The sequence below is a fragment of the Phenylobacterium sp. LjRoot225 genome (assembly GCF_964252855.1).
Taxonomy (GTDB): Bacteria; Pseudomonadota; Alphaproteobacteria; order Caulobacterales; family Caulobacteraceae; genus Phenylobacterium.
Genome location: NZ_CAXUPL020000001.1, coordinates 137,252 through 151,128, shown reverse-complemented (window position 1 = coordinate 151,128; position 13,877 = coordinate 137,252). Strand labels below are relative to the sequence as shown.

The 13,877-nt window shown below is 66.1% G+C and carries 25 protein-coding genes; all 25 read right to left on the bottom strand.

Annotated elements, in window-relative coordinates:
• The 25 genes from ACSQ2B_RS00765 to ACSQ2B_RS00645 all read right to left on the bottom strand — a co-directional run bounded on the left by ACSQ2B_RS00765 (window position 1) and on the right by ACSQ2B_RS00645 (window position 13,749).
• Window positions 1-855 (bottom strand): class I SAM-dependent methyltransferase, encoded by an 855-nt coding sequence (locus tag ACSQ2B_RS00765; RefSeq protein WP_436046529.1) that lies wholly within the window; start codon window positions 853-855, stop codon window positions 1-3.
• Between the two features lie 38 nt (window positions 856-893).
• The gene (locus ACSQ2B_RS00760) at window positions 894-1,466 is read right to left on the bottom strand and encodes an adenylate kinase (protein WP_436046528.1); all 573 of its coding nucleotides are present in this window, start codon (window positions 1,464-1,466) and stop codon (window positions 894-896) included.
• A gap of 53 nt (window positions 1,467-1,519) precedes the next feature.
• Window positions 1,520-2,878, bottom strand: a complete 1,359-nt coding sequence (gene secY, locus ACSQ2B_RS00755; protein WP_436046527.1) for a preprotein translocase subunit SecY — start codon at window positions 2,876-2,878, stop codon at window positions 1,520-1,522.
• A 144-nt stretch (window positions 2,879-3,022) separates the two neighbouring features.
• The gene (rplO, locus tag ACSQ2B_RS00750) at window positions 3,023-3,505 is read right to left on the bottom strand and encodes a 50S ribosomal protein L15 (protein ID WP_436046526.1); all 483 of its coding nucleotides are present in this window, start codon (window positions 3,503-3,505) and stop codon (window positions 3,023-3,025) included.
• Between the two features lie 254 nt (window positions 3,506-3,759).
• Window positions 3,760-3,939 (bottom strand): 50S ribosomal protein L30, encoded by a 180-nt coding sequence (gene rpmD / locus ACSQ2B_RS00745; protein ID WP_436046525.1) that lies wholly within the window; start codon window positions 3,937-3,939, stop codon window positions 3,760-3,762.
• 6 nt (window positions 3,940-3,945) lie between these two features.
• Complete coding sequence (gene rpsE / locus ACSQ2B_RS00740; protein WP_436046524.1) at window positions 3,946-4,533, bottom strand: 30S ribosomal protein S5; 588 nt, start codon at window positions 4,531-4,533, stop codon at window positions 3,946-3,948.
• Between the two features lie 10 nt (window positions 4,534-4,543).
• On the bottom strand, window positions 4,544-4,903 hold the full coding sequence (rplR, locus tag ACSQ2B_RS00735) for a 50S ribosomal protein L18 (RefSeq protein WP_436046523.1): 360 nt from the start codon (window positions 4,901-4,903) through the stop codon (window positions 4,544-4,546).
• Window position 4,904: 1 nt separating this feature from the next.
• Complete coding sequence (rplF, locus tag ACSQ2B_RS00730; protein ID WP_436046522.1) at window positions 4,905-5,438, bottom strand: 50S ribosomal protein L6; 534 nt, start codon at window positions 5,436-5,438, stop codon at window positions 4,905-4,907.
• Between the two features lies 1 nt (window position 5,439).
• Complete coding sequence (gene rpsH / locus ACSQ2B_RS00725; RefSeq protein ID WP_436046521.1) at window positions 5,440-5,835, bottom strand: 30S ribosomal protein S8; 396 nt, start codon at window positions 5,833-5,835, stop codon at window positions 5,440-5,442.
• A gap of 9 nt (window positions 5,836-5,844) precedes the next feature.
• Window positions 5,845-6,150, bottom strand: coding sequence for a 30S ribosomal protein S14 (rpsN, locus tag ACSQ2B_RS00720; RefSeq protein ID WP_436046520.1), 306 nt, complete (start codon window positions 6,148-6,150; stop codon window positions 5,845-5,847).
• A gap of 18 nt (window positions 6,151-6,168) precedes the next feature.
• Window positions 6,169-6,729, bottom strand: a complete 561-nt coding sequence (rplE, locus tag ACSQ2B_RS00715) for a 50S ribosomal protein L5 (protein WP_436046519.1) — start codon at window positions 6,727-6,729, stop codon at window positions 6,169-6,171.
• On the bottom strand, window positions 6,722-7,036 hold the full coding sequence (rplX, locus tag ACSQ2B_RS00710; protein WP_436046518.1) for a 50S ribosomal protein L24: 315 nt from the start codon (window positions 7,034-7,036) through the stop codon (window positions 6,722-6,724). Before rplX ends, rplE begins: the two co-directional genes overlap by 8 nt.
• Complete coding sequence (gene rplN / locus ACSQ2B_RS00705; protein ID WP_436046517.1) at window positions 7,036-7,404, bottom strand: 50S ribosomal protein L14; 369 nt, start codon at window positions 7,402-7,404, stop codon at window positions 7,036-7,038. The genes rplX and rplN overlap by 1 nt, the downstream gene beginning before the upstream one ends.
• Before the next feature lie 13 nt (window positions 7,405-7,417).
• Entirely contained in the window at window positions 7,418-7,672 is a 255-nt protein-coding gene (gene rpsQ / locus ACSQ2B_RS00700) for a 30S ribosomal protein S17 (RefSeq protein ID WP_436046516.1), read from the bottom strand.
• Between the two features lie 13 nt (window positions 7,673-7,685).
• Window positions 7,686-7,880 (bottom strand): 50S ribosomal protein L29, encoded by a 195-nt coding sequence (gene rpmC / locus ACSQ2B_RS00695; RefSeq protein ID WP_436046515.1) that lies wholly within the window; start codon window positions 7,878-7,880, stop codon window positions 7,686-7,688.
• Window positions 7,880-8,311, bottom strand: a complete 432-nt coding sequence (gene rplP, locus ACSQ2B_RS00690) for a 50S ribosomal protein L16 (protein ID WP_436046514.1) — start codon at window positions 8,309-8,311, stop codon at window positions 7,880-7,882. The genes rpmC and rplP overlap by 1 nt, the downstream gene beginning before the upstream one ends.
• Before the next feature lie 12 nt (window positions 8,312-8,323).
• Complete coding sequence (gene rpsC, locus ACSQ2B_RS00685; RefSeq protein WP_436046513.1) at window positions 8,324-9,079, bottom strand: 30S ribosomal protein S3; 756 nt, start codon at window positions 9,077-9,079, stop codon at window positions 8,324-8,326.
• On the bottom strand, window positions 9,079-9,459 hold the full coding sequence (rplV, locus tag ACSQ2B_RS00680; RefSeq protein ID WP_436046512.1) for a 50S ribosomal protein L22: 381 nt from the start codon (window positions 9,457-9,459) through the stop codon (window positions 9,079-9,081). The genes rpsC and rplV overlap by 1 nt, the downstream gene beginning before the upstream one ends.
• Before the next feature lie 3 nt (window positions 9,460-9,462).
• Window positions 9,463-9,741, bottom strand: a complete 279-nt coding sequence (gene rpsS, locus ACSQ2B_RS00675; protein ID WP_111458899.1) for a 30S ribosomal protein S19 — start codon at window positions 9,739-9,741, stop codon at window positions 9,463-9,465.
• A 3-nt stretch (window positions 9,742-9,744) separates the two neighbouring features.
• On the bottom strand, window positions 9,745-10,581 hold the full coding sequence (gene rplB / locus ACSQ2B_RS00670) for a 50S ribosomal protein L2 (protein ID WP_436046511.1): 837 nt from the start codon (window positions 10,579-10,581) through the stop codon (window positions 9,745-9,747).
• Window positions 10,582-10,585: 4 nt separating this feature from the next.
• Window positions 10,586-10,888 (bottom strand): 50S ribosomal protein L23, encoded by a 303-nt coding sequence (locus ACSQ2B_RS00665; protein ID WP_436046510.1) that lies wholly within the window; start codon window positions 10,886-10,888, stop codon window positions 10,586-10,588.
• Window positions 10,888-11,526, bottom strand: a complete 639-nt coding sequence (rplD, locus tag ACSQ2B_RS00660) for a 50S ribosomal protein L4 (RefSeq protein ID WP_436046509.1) — start codon at window positions 11,524-11,526, stop codon at window positions 10,888-10,890. Before rplD ends, ACSQ2B_RS00665 begins: the two co-directional genes overlap by 1 nt.
• Window positions 11,526-12,278 carry a 50S ribosomal protein L3 gene (gene rplC / locus ACSQ2B_RS00655; protein ID WP_436046508.1) on the bottom strand — a complete coding sequence of 251 codons (753 nt, stop codon included), beginning with the start codon at window positions 12,276-12,278 and terminating at the stop codon, window positions 11,526-11,528. Before rplC ends, rplD begins: the two co-directional genes overlap by 1 nt.
• A gap of 13 nt (window positions 12,279-12,291) precedes the next feature.
• A complete protein-coding gene (gene rpsJ, locus ACSQ2B_RS00650; RefSeq protein ID WP_091739014.1) occupies window positions 12,292-12,600 on the bottom strand; it encodes a 30S ribosomal protein S10 in 309 nt (102 codons plus the stop codon).
• 306 nt (window positions 12,601-12,906) lie between these two features.
• Window positions 12,907-13,749 (bottom strand): GIN domain-containing protein, encoded by an 843-nt coding sequence (locus ACSQ2B_RS00645; RefSeq protein ID WP_436046507.1) that lies wholly within the window; start codon window positions 13,747-13,749, stop codon window positions 12,907-12,909.
• Window positions 13,750-13,877 lie beyond the last annotated feature (128 nt).

Here is a 13,877-nt window from a genome sequence, read left to right as displayed (position 1 = left end):
CTAGGCTTCGGTCTTGCGCAGGATGAAATAGCCGATGTCGGGCGGCAGCCGCGCGCTGACCACGGCCAGGCCCGCCGCCGCCAGGTAGAGGAGCGCCGCCTTCGGAACCGGGACGCTGCGGTCGTAGCGGATTCGCGGCCAGAGCCCGCGGGTGCTCATCGACGCCAGCCGCCCGCGGGCGAGCGGCTCGAACCCGTGCGCCCGCATCAGCCGCAGCAGGGTCTCTGCGGAATAGTAGGCCAAGTGCGGCGACGGCAGGCCCTGCTGCCACATCCGCCCGAGCGGCCCGCGCATCCCCAGCCGCGCGGCGAGGCGAGCGATCCGGAAGACCGCGCCCTCGGCCAGCGGGAGGTTGAGGATCAGCACGCCGCCGGGATTGAGCCGGGCGCGCACGGCCTCGGCCATGCCGTGGGCGTCCGGCAGATGCTCGAAGACGTCATTGAAGCTGATGGCGTCGTAGGTCGCGCCTGCCGGGAGCGCCTGGGGAAAGAAGCCCTGGATCACCGGCGCGCCGTCGGCGCCGGCGCGAGCCGCCACCTCTGCGTCGGGCTCCAGGCCCGTCGCCCGATAGCCCCGCGCCGCGGCGGCCTGCAGGAACCAGCCATGCGCGCAGCCCACGTCGAGCAGGCTCGCGCCGGTCGGCAGATGCGCAGCGCAGGCGTCGATCAGCCGAGCGAAGTTGGCGACCCTGAGCGGCTTCAGCGCGCGCTCTCGCCGCGCCTCGTCGAGCCGGTCGTCCTGGGCCTGGTTGATCGCCACCGGGAAGCGGCTGCGATAGAGGCCGCAGGCCGGGCAGCGGAACGTGCCCTCGAGCACGTCCGGCCGCATCGGCGCGTCACACAGGAAGCAGTCCATCGCCGGGCTCGTCAGGCCGGGCGCGGCGGGCCCGTCGCTCAGGCGTTGACGCCGTCGAGGGCCGCGTCGATCACCTTCGCCACCGCGTCGATCGAGCCCATGCCGTCGACTTCGACCAGCTTGCCCTGACCTTCATAGTGGGGGAGCAGCGGCGCGGTCTGTTGGTTGTAGGCCGCCAGCCGGACCTTGAAGGTGTCGGGATTGTCGTCCGGGCGGCCGCTCTCGGCGAAGCGACCGGTGATGCGCTCCAGCAGGGCTTCGTCGTCGACCTTCAGACGGACCACGAGGTCGATCTGCCGGCCGCGGCCCTTGAGCATCTGGTCCAGCGCCTGGGCCTGAGCCAGCGTGCGCGGGAAGCCGTCGAAAATCGCGCCGCCCGCGGCTTCCGCCTCCGGCAGCCGCTCCTCGATCAGCGCCACGACGATCTCGTCGGACACCAGCTCGCCGCGCTCCATGATCCCGGACACGCGCTTGCCGAGATCTGAGCCTGAGGCGATGGCCGCACGCAGCATGTCGCCGGTGGAGAGCTGCACCATTTGGCGCTGCTCCACCAGACGCTTGGCCTGCGTGCCTTTGCCGGCCCCCGGCGGTCCGAACAGGATCAAATTCATCGTCTACTCGCCCTCCCCGCCGACCCCGTTGCGGGGTGGCGCTTCGCCGCTGGTCAGCGGCCGCGCATGCCTCTGAGCTTCGATTTCTTGATCAGGCCTTCGTACTGATGTTGCAGCAGATAGGACTGAATCTGGGTGACCGTATCCATCGTGACGCTCACCACGATCAGCACCGACGTGCCGCCCATGTAGAAGGGCACGTTGTAGAAGCCGATCAGCGCCTCGGGCAGCAAGCAGACGACGGTGATGTAGGCCGCGCCGATCACCGTCAGCCGGGTGAGCACGAAGTCGAGATACTCCGCGGTTCGCTTGCCCGGCCGAATGCCCGGCATGAAGCCGCCATACTTGCGTAGGTTCTCCGCCGTGTCCTCAGGATTGAACACGACCGAGGTGTAGAAGAAGCAGAAGAAGATGATCAGGGCGCCGTAGAGCAGCATGAACAGCGGATGGCCATGCTGGAGCTGGGCCGTCAGGCCGGGCAGCCACTGCATCCAGGCCGGCAGATTGGCGCCGTTGCCGTTCACCGCGAAGCCCATGACCGTCGTCGGCAGCAGCAGCAGGCTGGAGGCGAAGATCGGCGGGATCACGCCCGAGGTGTTGATCTTCAGCGGCAGGAAGGAGGTGTCGCCGCCGAACATGCGGTTGCCCACCTGGCGCTTGGGATACTGCACCAGCAGGCGGCGCTGCGAGCGCTCCATGAAGACGATGGCCACCGTCACCGCCACGACCAGCAGGCCGATCAGCAGCAGCACGCCGCCGTTCATCGCCCCCGTCCGGGCCAGCGAGAAGGCCTGGGCGATGTAGCGCGGGAAGACCGCCACGATGCCGGCGAAGATGATCAGGCTGATGCCGTTGCCGACGCCGCGGCTGGTGATCTGCTCGCCCAGCCACATCAGGAACATGGTCCCGCCAGTCAGGGCCACGACGGTCGAGACGACGAAGAACAGGCCGGGCTGGTCGACCAGGCCCTGGCTCGCCTGCAGGCCCATGGCGATGCCGAAGGACTGGAAGAGGGCGAGCACCACGGTGAGATAGCGAGTGTACTGGTTGAGCGTCTTGCGCCCCGCCTCCCCGCCTTCCTTCCGCAGCTTTTCCCAGGGCGGATAGACCGTTCCCAGCAGCTGAACGATGATCGAGGCCGAGATGTACGGCATCACGTTCAGCGAGAAGATCGCCATGCGCTGCACGGCGCCGCCCGAGAACATGTTGAACATGCCCAGGATGCCCTTGGACTGGCCTTGGAAGGCCTGGGCGAAGGCGGCCGGATCGATGCCGGGGATCGGGATGTAGGTTCCCAGGCGGTAGATGACCATCGCGATGATGGTGAACCAGATGCGCTTGTGAAGCTCCGTCGCCTTCGCAAAGGCGCCGAAGTTCATGTTCGCGGCGAGCTGTTCAGCGGCCGAAGCCATTCAGCATGTCCCCTGACTCGAGATCCCGATCAGATAAGGCCCGCCGGCCCCCCAAGCAAACGTCGGCGGGCCGATGTTCATCGCCCCCTCGAAAGACCGGCCATCTCAAAAGAAATGGCCGGGCCGAGGTCGGCGACGCCGAGATCAGGCTTCCGGAGCCGCTTCCGGCTTGGTGGTGGTCAGCGTGCCGCCCGCCTTCTCGACCGCGGCGCGGGCGCCGGGCGTGGCCGCATAGACGGTCAGGGTGATCTTGGAGGTCAGCTCGCCCTTGCCGAGCAGCTTGACGCCGTCCTTGAGGCGGCGCACGACGCCGGCCTTCACCAGGACGTCGCCGTCGATCGGCTGGCCCGCATCGAGCTTGCCCGCCGCGATCGCCTGCTCGATGCGCCACAGGTTCACTTCCGCAAACTCCTTGGCGAAGGGATTGTTGAAGCCGCGCTTGGGCATGCGCATGTGCAGCGGCATCTGGCCGCCTTCGAAGCCGCGGATGGCGACGCCGCTCCGGGACTTCTGGCCCTTCACGCCGCGACCGGCGGTCTTGCCCTTGCCCGAGCCCGGGCCGCGGCCGACGCGCATGCGGCCCTTGGTGGACCCGGGACGCGGGGCGAGTTCGTTAAGCTTGGTCATGTGCCTCTCCTTGGAGATCTGTCGCCGGAGCGGAGCTCCGACTCGGCTTTGAAATTGTGTGTCCGGCCAGAAGCCGAAGGGGGCTTACCCTACCGTGACCGGCGGGTGAAGCCCCCCAAGAGCCATTCCCGGAGGAATGGCTCCAATCAAAAGTCCGAGCGTGTCCTGATCGCGAAACCGGTGTCCGCTTTCGTGGAACGCGCTCGCCCGGCCTGCGCCGGGAACCCGCCCCCGAGAGGGCGGAAATGACGGCCCTAGCCTTCGACGACTTCCACCAGATGGGCGACCTTGGCGATCATCCCACGGACGGAGGGGTTGTCGTCGTGCGTGGCCGTGCGGCCCTGCTTGTTCAGGCCCAGGCCGACGAGGGTCGCGCGCTGGTCCTTCTTCCGGCGGATCGGGCTGCCGGTCTGACGAACGGTGATGGTAGCCATCTGCACTTATCCTTCCGCGTCGGAGGCCGCGGCCGTGGACGACGCGCCGTCGGCGCGACGGCCGATCACGTCGGAGACCTTCTTGCCGCGCTTGGCGGCGACCTGGCGAGGCGAAGACTGAGCCTTCAGCGCCTCAAAGGTCGCGCGCACCATGTTGTAGGGGTTGGACGAGCCGACCGACTTGCCGACGACGTCCTGGACGCCCAGGGTTTCGAGAACCGCGCGCATCGGACCGCCGGCGATGACGCCGGTGCCGGGAGGCGCCGCGCGAACCATCACCTTGCCCGCGCCCCAACGGCCGTTGCCGTCGTGGTGCAGGGTGCGGCTTTCGCGCAGCGGCACGCGGATCATCGACTTCTTGGCTTCTTCGGTCGCCTTGCGGATGGCTTCCGGCACTTCACGCGCCTTGCCATGACCGAAGCCGACGCGGCCCTTTTGGTCGCCGACGACCATCAGAGCGGCGAAGGAGAACCGGCGGCCGCCCTTCACGGTGGCGGCGACGCGGTTGATGTGCACCAGCTTTTCGACGATTTCGCTGTCGCGTTCTTCTTCGCGATTGCGACGATCGCCGCGCTCTTCGTTCCTGCGAGCCATCGTGCGTTCCTTAGAAGTTCAGGCCGGCTTCGCGCGCGGCGTCGGCCAGGGCCTTGACCCGGCCATGATAGAGGTAGCCGCCGCGATCGAAGACCACGTCCTTCACGCCCTTCTCGATGGCGCGTTGGGCGACCAGGGCGCCGACGCGAGCGGCGGCGTCCTTGTCGGACCCCTTGGTCTTGTCTTCGCCGCCTTCCAGCGACGAGGCGGCGGCGAGCGTGACGCCGCGTTCGTCGTCGATGATCTGGGCGTAGATGTTCTTCGACGAGCGGAAGACCGACAGACGCGGGCGGCCGTTCGCCAGCTTGCGCAGGCGGGTGCGGACGCGCTGGGCGCGGCGGAGGGTGGAGTCGCGAGAGGAGAGCGCCATCTTACTTCTTCTTGCCTTCCTTACGGCGGACCTTCTCACCGGCGTAGCGCACGCCCTTGCCCTTGTAGGGCTCGGGCGGACGAATACGGCGGATCCGCGCGGCGGTCTCACCGACCAGCTGCTTGTCGATGCCGGAGATCTTGATCTCGGTCTGCTTCGGCGTGGCGAAGGTCACGCCGGCGGGCGCCGGGATCTCCACGTCATGGCTGAAGCCGAGCTGCATGGAGAGCGCCTGGCCCTTCATCGCCGCCCGGTAACCGACGCCGACCAGTTCGAGCGACTGCTCGTAACCGGTGGTGACGCCGACGACCATGTTGTTCACCAGAGTGCGCGAGAGGCCCCACATGGCTTGCGCCCGGGTGGTCTCGACGCGCTTGGAGAGGAGCAGTTCCCCGCCCTCCTGGCGCACTTCGATCTCTTCGGCCACGGTCCAGGCGAGCTGGCCCTTGGGGCCCTTCACCGAGACGGTCTGGCCGTCGAGGGTCACCGTCACCCCGCTGGGGATCGTGACCGCCTTCTTTCCAATCCGCGACATCTTAGTAGACCCGGCAGAGGACTTCGCCGCCCACGTTCGCGTCACGCGCGGCCGTGTCGGACATGACGCCCTTGGGCGTCGACAGGATCGAGATCCCGAGACCGTTCTTGACGGGCTTCAGGTCCTTGATCGACGAGTAGACGCGGCGGCCCGGCTTCGAGACCCGGCGGATCTCGACGATCACCGGCTGGCCGTCGAAGTACTTCAGCTCGACCTCGAACTCCGGGAAGGCGCCGGGCTTTTCCACCAGGTGGTAGCCACGGATGTAGCCTTCCTCCAGCAGGACATCGAGGACGCGCGCGCGCATCTTCGAAGCCGGAGTGTTGACCTTGCTGCGGCTGCGTTGGGCCGCGTTCTTGATGCGGGCGATCAGATCGCCGATGGGGTCGTTGACCATGGGGACCTCCTACCAGCTCGACTTGACGAGGCCGGGGATCAGGCCCGCCGACCCGAGGTCGCGCAGCGAGATCCGGCTCATCTTGAGCTTGCGGTAATATGCGCGCGGACGTCCGGTGACCTCGCAGCGGTTGCGAATGCGGGTCTTGGACGAGTTGCGCGGCAGCTCAGCAAGCTTCAGCCGGGCATCAAAACGTTCTTCGAGCGGCAGGCTCTCGTCATTGGCTATCGCCTTCAGCGCGACGCGCTTGGAGGCATATTGCTTGACGAGCTTCTTGACCTGCTCGTTGCGGTTGACGGCGCTTTTCTTGGCCATTGTGTCTCTTCCTTCCCGCTACGCTTGCACGAACGGGAACTGGAATTCCTTCAGAAGCGCGCGCGCCTCGTCGTCGGTCTTCGCAGTCGTGGCGACGATGATGTCCATGCCCCACATTTGATCGATCTGGTCGTAGTTGATTTCCGGGAACACGATGTGCTCACGGATACCCATGGCGTAGTTGCCGCGACCGTCGAACGAAGTGGGCTTCAGACCCCGGAAATCCTTCACGCGCGGCAGCGCGATCGTGACCAGGCGGTCGAGGAACTCGTACATGCGATCCTTGCGAAGGGTCACCTTCGCGCCGATCGTCATGCCTTCGCGCAGCTTAAAGCCGGCGATCGAGGTGCGGGCCTTGGTGGCCACCGGCTTTTGCCCGGCGATCTTCGCCAGGTCGGCGATGGCGGCCTGCACCTTCTTGGAGTCACTGACGGCTTCGCCGATCCCCATGTTCAGGACGATCTTGTCCAGCTTGGGGATCTGCATTTCGTTGGTGTAGGCGAACTGTTCCTTCAGCGCCGCGCGGATGCGCGAGCGATATTCGGTCTTCAGCCGCGGTTCGTAAGCTTGCTCAGCCATTGATAACCTCGCCGGTCGTCTTGGCGAAACGGACCTTCTTGTCGCCTTCCACGCGGAAGCCGACGCGGGTCGCCTTGCCTTGGGAGTCGACGACGGCCACGTTCGACACGTGAATCGACGCTTCCTTGTTCTTGATGCCGCCTTGCGGATCGAGCTGCGACGGACGGGTGTGACGCTGAACGATGTTCAGGCCTTCCACCACGACGCGCGACTCTTTCGGGAACACCTGCAGCACGCTGCCCTGGCGACCCTTGTCCTTGCCGGTGAGGACCACGACGCGGTCCCCCTTCTTGATCTTCGCCGCCATCACAGCACCTCAGGCGCGAGCGAAATGACCTTCATGTGGTTCTTCGCGCGCAGTTCACGGGGAACCGGGCCAAAGATCCGCGTGCCGATCGGCTCGCCTTGCTTGTTGACGATGACCGCCGCGTTCTTGTCGAAGCGGATCACCGAACCGTCCTTGCGCTTGATGCCTTGGCTCGTGCGCACGACGATCGCTTGGAGGACATCGCCCTTTTTCACACGGCCGCGCGGGATGGCTTCCTTGACGGAAACCACAATGCGATCACCGACGCCGGCATAACGGCGCCCAGCGCCGCCCAGCACCTTGATGCACATGACCCGGCGCGCGCCGGAATTGTCGGCGACGTCCAGATTAGTTTGCATCTGGATCATAGGTTCTGATCCCTTACGCTTGCTGCTGGTCGGCGCTGCCCTTAGGCAGAACTTCCCAGGTTTTGGTTTTCGACTTCGGCGCGCATTCGATGATGCGGGCGATGTCGCCGGTCTTGTAGACGTTGGCCTCGTCGTGCGCGTGGTACTTCTTCGACCGGCGCACGGTCTTCTTCAGCAGCGGGTGAAGCAGAGTACGCTCGACCTTCACCACCACGGTCTTGTCGCCCTTGTCGGAGACGACAACGCCTTCGAGAATTCGCTTCGGCATCTATCCAGTCTCCTCAGGCCTGAGCCTGCTTGGTCCGCAGCACGGTCTTGATGCGCGCGATATTCTTGCGCACCTCGTCCACGCGGTGGGTCTTTTCGACCTGGCCGGTCGCCTTCTGGAAGCGCAGGTTGAACTGCTCCTTCTTCAGGCTGACGAGCTGTTCGGCCAGTTGGTCGGGCGTAAAGCCCCGGATTTCGTCAATCTTCATCACGCGTGCTCCGCAACGGCGGCGTCGATACGGGTGACGATGCGCGTCTTCACCGGAAGCTTGGCCGCGCCGAGGCGCAGAGCTTCACGCGCAACATCGTCCGGAACGCCGTCGATTTCGAACATGATCCGGCCCGGGTGAACGCGCGCGGCCCAGTATTCCACCGCGCCCTTGCCCTTACCCATCCGGACTTCGGCCGGCTTGTCGGTGACCGGAAGGTCCGGGAAGATCCGGATCCACACCCGGCCCTGACGCTTCATCTGGCGAGTGATCGCCCGACGCGCGGCTTCGATCTGCCGGGCGGTGATCCGTTCCGGCTCGACCGTCTTCAGCCCGTAGGAGCCGAAGTTGAGCGTGAAACCGCTCTTGGCCACGCCGTGGATCTTACCCTTGAACTGCTTGCGGTATTTGGTCTTCTTCGGAGACAGCATGACTTCAAATCCCTAGGCGTTCGTCTGCTCGCGCCGATCCCGGCGCGGGCCACGATCACGATCGCCACGTTCACGGCCACCGCCCTCACCCGCCGGACCACTTTCCGTGGCCAGACGCTTGTCGAGCGCCATCGGGTCATGCTCGAGCACTTCGCCCTTGAAGACCCACACCTTCACGCCGATCACGCCGTAGGTGGTCTTGGCTTCGGTGAAGCCGTAGTCCACGTCGGCGCGCAGGGTGTGAAGCGGCACGCGACCTTCGCGATACCATTCCATCCGCGCGATTTCCGCGCCGCCGAGGCGGCCGGAGACGTTGATCCGGACGCCCTTGGCGCCCAGGCGCATGGCCGACTGCATCGAGCGCTTCATGGCGCGGCGGAAGGCCACGCGGCGCTCGAGCTGTTGAGCGATGTTCTCGGCGACCAGCTGGGCGTCGGTCTCGGGCTTGCGGATTTCGATGATGTTCAGATGAACCTCACCGTCCGTCATCGCCGCAACGTCCTTGCGCAGCTTGTCGATGTCCGCACCCTTCTTGCCGATGATCACGCCGGGGCGCGCGGCATAGATGGTGATGCGGCACTTCTTGTGCGGGCGCTCGATGACGATCCGCGAAACGCCGGCTTGATAGAGGCGCTTCTTCAGCGCACGGCGGACCTTGATGTCTTCGTGCAGCAGCCGACCATAGTCCGCGCCGTCGGCGAACCAACGGCTGTCCCACGTACGGTTGATGCCGAGGCGGAGCCCGACCGGATTGACTTTCTGACCCATCAGGCGGCCTCACCCAGCTCGCGGACCACGATGGTGATCTCGCTGAACGGCTTTTCGATGCGGGAGGCTCGACCGCGCGCACGGGCGGCGAAGCGCTTCATCACCAGGTTTTTGCCCACGAAGGCCTCGGCGACGATCAGAGAGTCGATGTCGAGGTTGTGGTTGTTCTCAGCGTTCGAGATCGCCGAGTAGAGCGCCTTGCGCACATCCTTGGCGATCCGCTTGTGGCTGAACTCGAGCTCGTTGAGGGCGCGTTGCACCTTCAGGCCGCGAATGGACTGGGCGACCAGATTGAGCTTGCGCGGGCTGGTGCGCAGGGTGCGCACCTTGCACATCGCTTCGACGCCCTTCAGCCGGCGAGCTTTGGCTTGCTTCGACATGGCTTACTTCCTCTTGGCCTTCTTGTCGGCCGCGTGGCCCGGGAAGAAGCGGGTGGGCGCGAACTCGCCCAGCTTCATCCCGACCATGTCTTCCGAGACCAGCACGGGGACGTGCTTCTGGCCGTTGTGCACGCCGAACGTGAGGCCCACGAACTGCGGCATGATGGTGGAGCGGCGCGACCAGGTCTTGATCACGTCCTTGCGGCCCGAACCTTGCGCGGTCTCGGCCTTCTTGAGCAGGTATCCGTCGACGAACGGACCTTTCCAGACAGAGCGGGTCATGCCTTAGCGAGCCTTCCTGGCGTGACGCGAGCGGATGATGAACTTATCCGTCGCCTTGTTGGTGCGGGTCTTGTGGCCCTTGGTCGGCTTGCCCCACGGGGTGACCGGGTGACGGCCGCCCGAGGTCTTGCCTTCACCGCCGCCGTGCGGGTGGTCGACCGGGTTCATGGCGACGCCACGAACGTGCGGGCGACGGCCCTTGTGACGGTTGCGGCCAGCCTTGCCCATGACCTCGTTCATGTGGTCCGGGTTCGACACGGCGCCCACAGTGCCCATGCAGCTGTCCGGGACCATGCGCAGCTCGCCCGAGTTCAGGCGGATCTGGGCGTAGCCGGCGTCACGACCGACCAGCTGGGCGTAGGTGCCAGCCGAACGGGCGATCTGACCGCCCTTAAGGGGCTTCAGCTCGACGTTGTGGATGATGGTGCCGATCGGCATGCCGCGCAGCGGCATGGCGTTGCCCGGCTTCACGTCGGCCTTTTCGGCGGCGATGACATTGTCACCGGCCTTCAGGCGCTGCGGAGCCAGGATATAGGCCAGCTCGCCGTCGGCGTACTTCACCAGGGCGATGAAGGCCGAGCGGTTGGGGTCGTACTCCAGGCGCTCGACCGTGCCGACGACGTCGAACTTGCGACGCTTGAAGTCGACCTTACGGTACAGGCGCTTGGCGCCGCCGCCGCGGAAACGCACGGCGATACGGCCGCCGCCGCCACGTCCGCCCGACTTGGTCAGGCCTTCGACGAGGGACTTTTCCGGCCGGCCCTTGTGGAGCTCGGACTTGTCGACCAGGACCAGCTGGCGCCGGCCCGGCGACGTCGGATTATATTGCTTCAAGGCCATCGGATCAGAGCCCCGTAGTGATGTCGATCGACTGGCCTTCGGCCAGGGTCACGATCGCTTTCTTGACGTCGGAGCGGCGCCCCATGATGCCGCGGAAGCGCTTGGTCTTACCCTTCACGTTCAGGGTGTTGACCTTGGTCACATTGACCTTGAACAGCGCTTCGACCGCAGCGGCGATCTCATCCTTCGAGGAGTCAGCGGCGACCTGGAAGACGACCTTGTTCTGCTCGGACAGCAGGGTCGCCTTTTCGGTGATCACCGGCGACAGGATGGTGTCGTAGTGACGGACGGTGGGCTCAACAGCCATTACGCGGCCTCCTCAGTCTGGAAGCGCTGCTGGATCGCCTCGACCGCGTCCTTGGTCAGGACGAGGGTGTGGCGGCGCAGCACGTCATAGACGTTCAGGCCGGCGTTCGGCAGCACGTCGATGTTCGGGATGTTCCGAGCGGCGAGCTTCAGGTTGTTGTCGACCTCGACCCCGGCGATCACCAGGGCGTTGGTCACGCCGATCTTCTCCAGGCTGGCGCGCAGGGCGGCCGTCTTGGACTCACCCGGCTTGGCCTGGTCGAGGACGATCAGCGAGCCCGACTTGACCTTGGAGGACAGCGCGTGGCGCAGGGCCAGGGCGCGGACCTTCTTGGGCAGGTCGAAGGCGTGGCTGCGGACGACCGGGCCGTGGGCCTTGGCGCCGCCGACGAACTGGGCCGCCCGGCGCGAGCCGTGACGAGCGCCGCCGGTGCCCTTCTGCTTGTACATCTTCTTGCTCGTACGAGAGACCTCGTTGCGAACCTGAATCTTGTGGGTGCCGGCGCGGCGCTTGGCGAGCTGCCAGGTGACGCAACGCTGCAGGATGTCGCCGCGGATCTCTTCGATGCCGAAGATCGCGTCGGGCAGCTCGATCGAGCCGCCCTTCCCGCCGTCGAGCGTGATGACGTCGAGTTTCATTAGGCTTGATCCCCAGCTTCCGGAGCCTGAGCTTCGGCTTCGGCCGGCGCAGGCTCAGCGGCCGCGACGGGTTGACCGGCGGTGCGGAAGGCGCCCGGCTTCGGCGCGTCGGCCGGCAGAGCCGACTTCACCGCGTCGCGGATCTTCACGAACGTGCCTTCGGTCCCGGGGACAGCGCCCTTGACCAGGATCAGGCCGCGCTCGGCGTCCACGCGCCAGACGGTCAGGTTCAGGGTGGTGACGGTTTCCTGGCCGTAGTGGCCAGCCATCTTCTTGCCCGGGAAGGTCCGGCCCGGATCCTGACGGTTGCCGGTCGAACCGTGCGAACGGTGCGACAGCGACACGCCGTGGGTGGCCCGCAGACCGCCGAAGTTCCAGCGCTTCATCGCGCCGGTGAAGCCCTTACCGACGGTGACGCCGGTGATGTCGACCTTCTGCCCCGGGAGGAAGTGGTCGGCGGTCAGCTCCGCGCCCACGTCGATCAGGTTGTCCTCGGACACCTTGAACTCCGCCAGCGTCCGCTTGGGTTCGACCTCGCCCTTGGCGAAATGGCCGCGCATGGCCTTGGAGGTGTTCTTGGCCTTCTTGGCCCCAGCGCCAAGCTGGAGGGCGACATAGCCATCCTTGTCTTGGGTGCGCTGGGAGACGACCTGGCAGCCTTCGAGACTGAGCACGGTCACCGGCACATGGCTTCCGGCTTCGTCGAAGAAGCGCGCCATGCCCAGCTTTTTGGCGATCACGCCGGTACGCATCGGACCGATCCCCTTAGAGCTTGATCTCGACGTCCACACCGGCGGACAGGTCGAGCTTCATCAGCGCGTCCACGGTCTGCGGGGTGGGGTCGACGATGTCGAGCACGCGCTTGTGCGTGCGGATTTCGAACTGCTCGCGCGACTTCTTGTCGACGTGCGGCGAGCGGTTGACGGTGAATTTCTCAATACGCGTCGGGAGCGGAATAGGCCCGCGCACGGTGGCGCCGGTTCTCTTGGCCGTGTTCACGATCTCGCGGGTGGAATGGTCCAACACGCGGTGATCGAAGGCCTTGAGCCGGATGCGGATGTTCTGACGATCCATATCGCTCTTCAGTTTCCCTACAGGCGGTGCGCCCGCGTGATCTCGACCATTTCAAAGACCAGCCCGAATTCCTCTTACGAGGAGCTCGTACGCGAAAGTCCGCACAAACGACTTGAACCCCCGCGAACCCGCGAGGGCTATCCCGGTACGCTAGCTTTTAAGCACTGTCCCAGGTCGTTCTGCGAACCGCGTCTGCGTCCAAATCACTTCGGAGCGCACAGCCGGCCCAACAGGAGGCGGGTAATTACCGATGCGACTCGGTTCCGTCAAGGGCGTAGCGCCCGTTCCGAGCCCTGTTGGCGCGGTTTAACGCGCGCCGATCTTCACCGTGCCCGAACCGACCACGGTCTGGCGGACCTGGCCCCTCACCTGGCTCGCGCGGACGTCGCCCGAGCCGGCGATCCGGGCGGTCAGGGTGTCGGCGACGCCGCCGAACACCACATTGCCGGAGCCGGCCATGGAGACGGTCATCGCGCTCGCCCGGCCGCCGAACACCACGGCGTCCCCGGACCCGGCCATATGCACATCCAGCGGCCCGCTCATCGACTTCACCCGCACATTGCCCGAGCCGGCCATGTCCACGTCCAGCCGGCCGCGGATGTCGGCGGTGGCGACGTCGCCGGAGCCCGCGACGCGCAACTCGGCCTCCCCCGCCGTGCCCGCACGGGCGTCGCCGGAACCGGCTACATTGATGCGCAGGCGCTGCTCGACATTGGCCACCGTCCAGTCGCCGCAGCCCGCCGCCCCCAGGGTCACGTTGCGCGCCCGCCCGATGACGCCGAACACCGCCCCGCCGGCCGAGACGTCGACGTCCCGCGGCGCATGCACCACGATGTGCGGCATGTCCTTGAGCGTCACGTCGCCCACCTCGGCGACCCGCACGACGACGTCGTTCCCCCCACCCCGGCAATTGCGGATCTTCTTCCCGTCCAGACCGCCGTCGATCACGGTGCGCGAACGCATCTCCTTGAACTTCAGCGGCAAGGCCCGGTTCTGGGTGACGATCTCGACGCGGATGTCGGTGCGGTTCTCGGGAATGACGGTGACCTGGACCACCGCGTCCTTGATCTCGATGGCGGCGGTGGCTGGCGCGGCGGCGGCGGGGCCGGCGATGGCGGCGCCCATGAGAAGCGCGATCGGCAGACGCATCGAGTCTCCTTCCCTCGCCAAGCGCGGCCGAGGCTAATCCCGGGTCCTAGCGGAAGCAGCTTAATTCGCGGTCACGACCTTTGCGGCCGCGCCGCCCAGACACGAAAAAGGCCGCCGGGACGTGATCC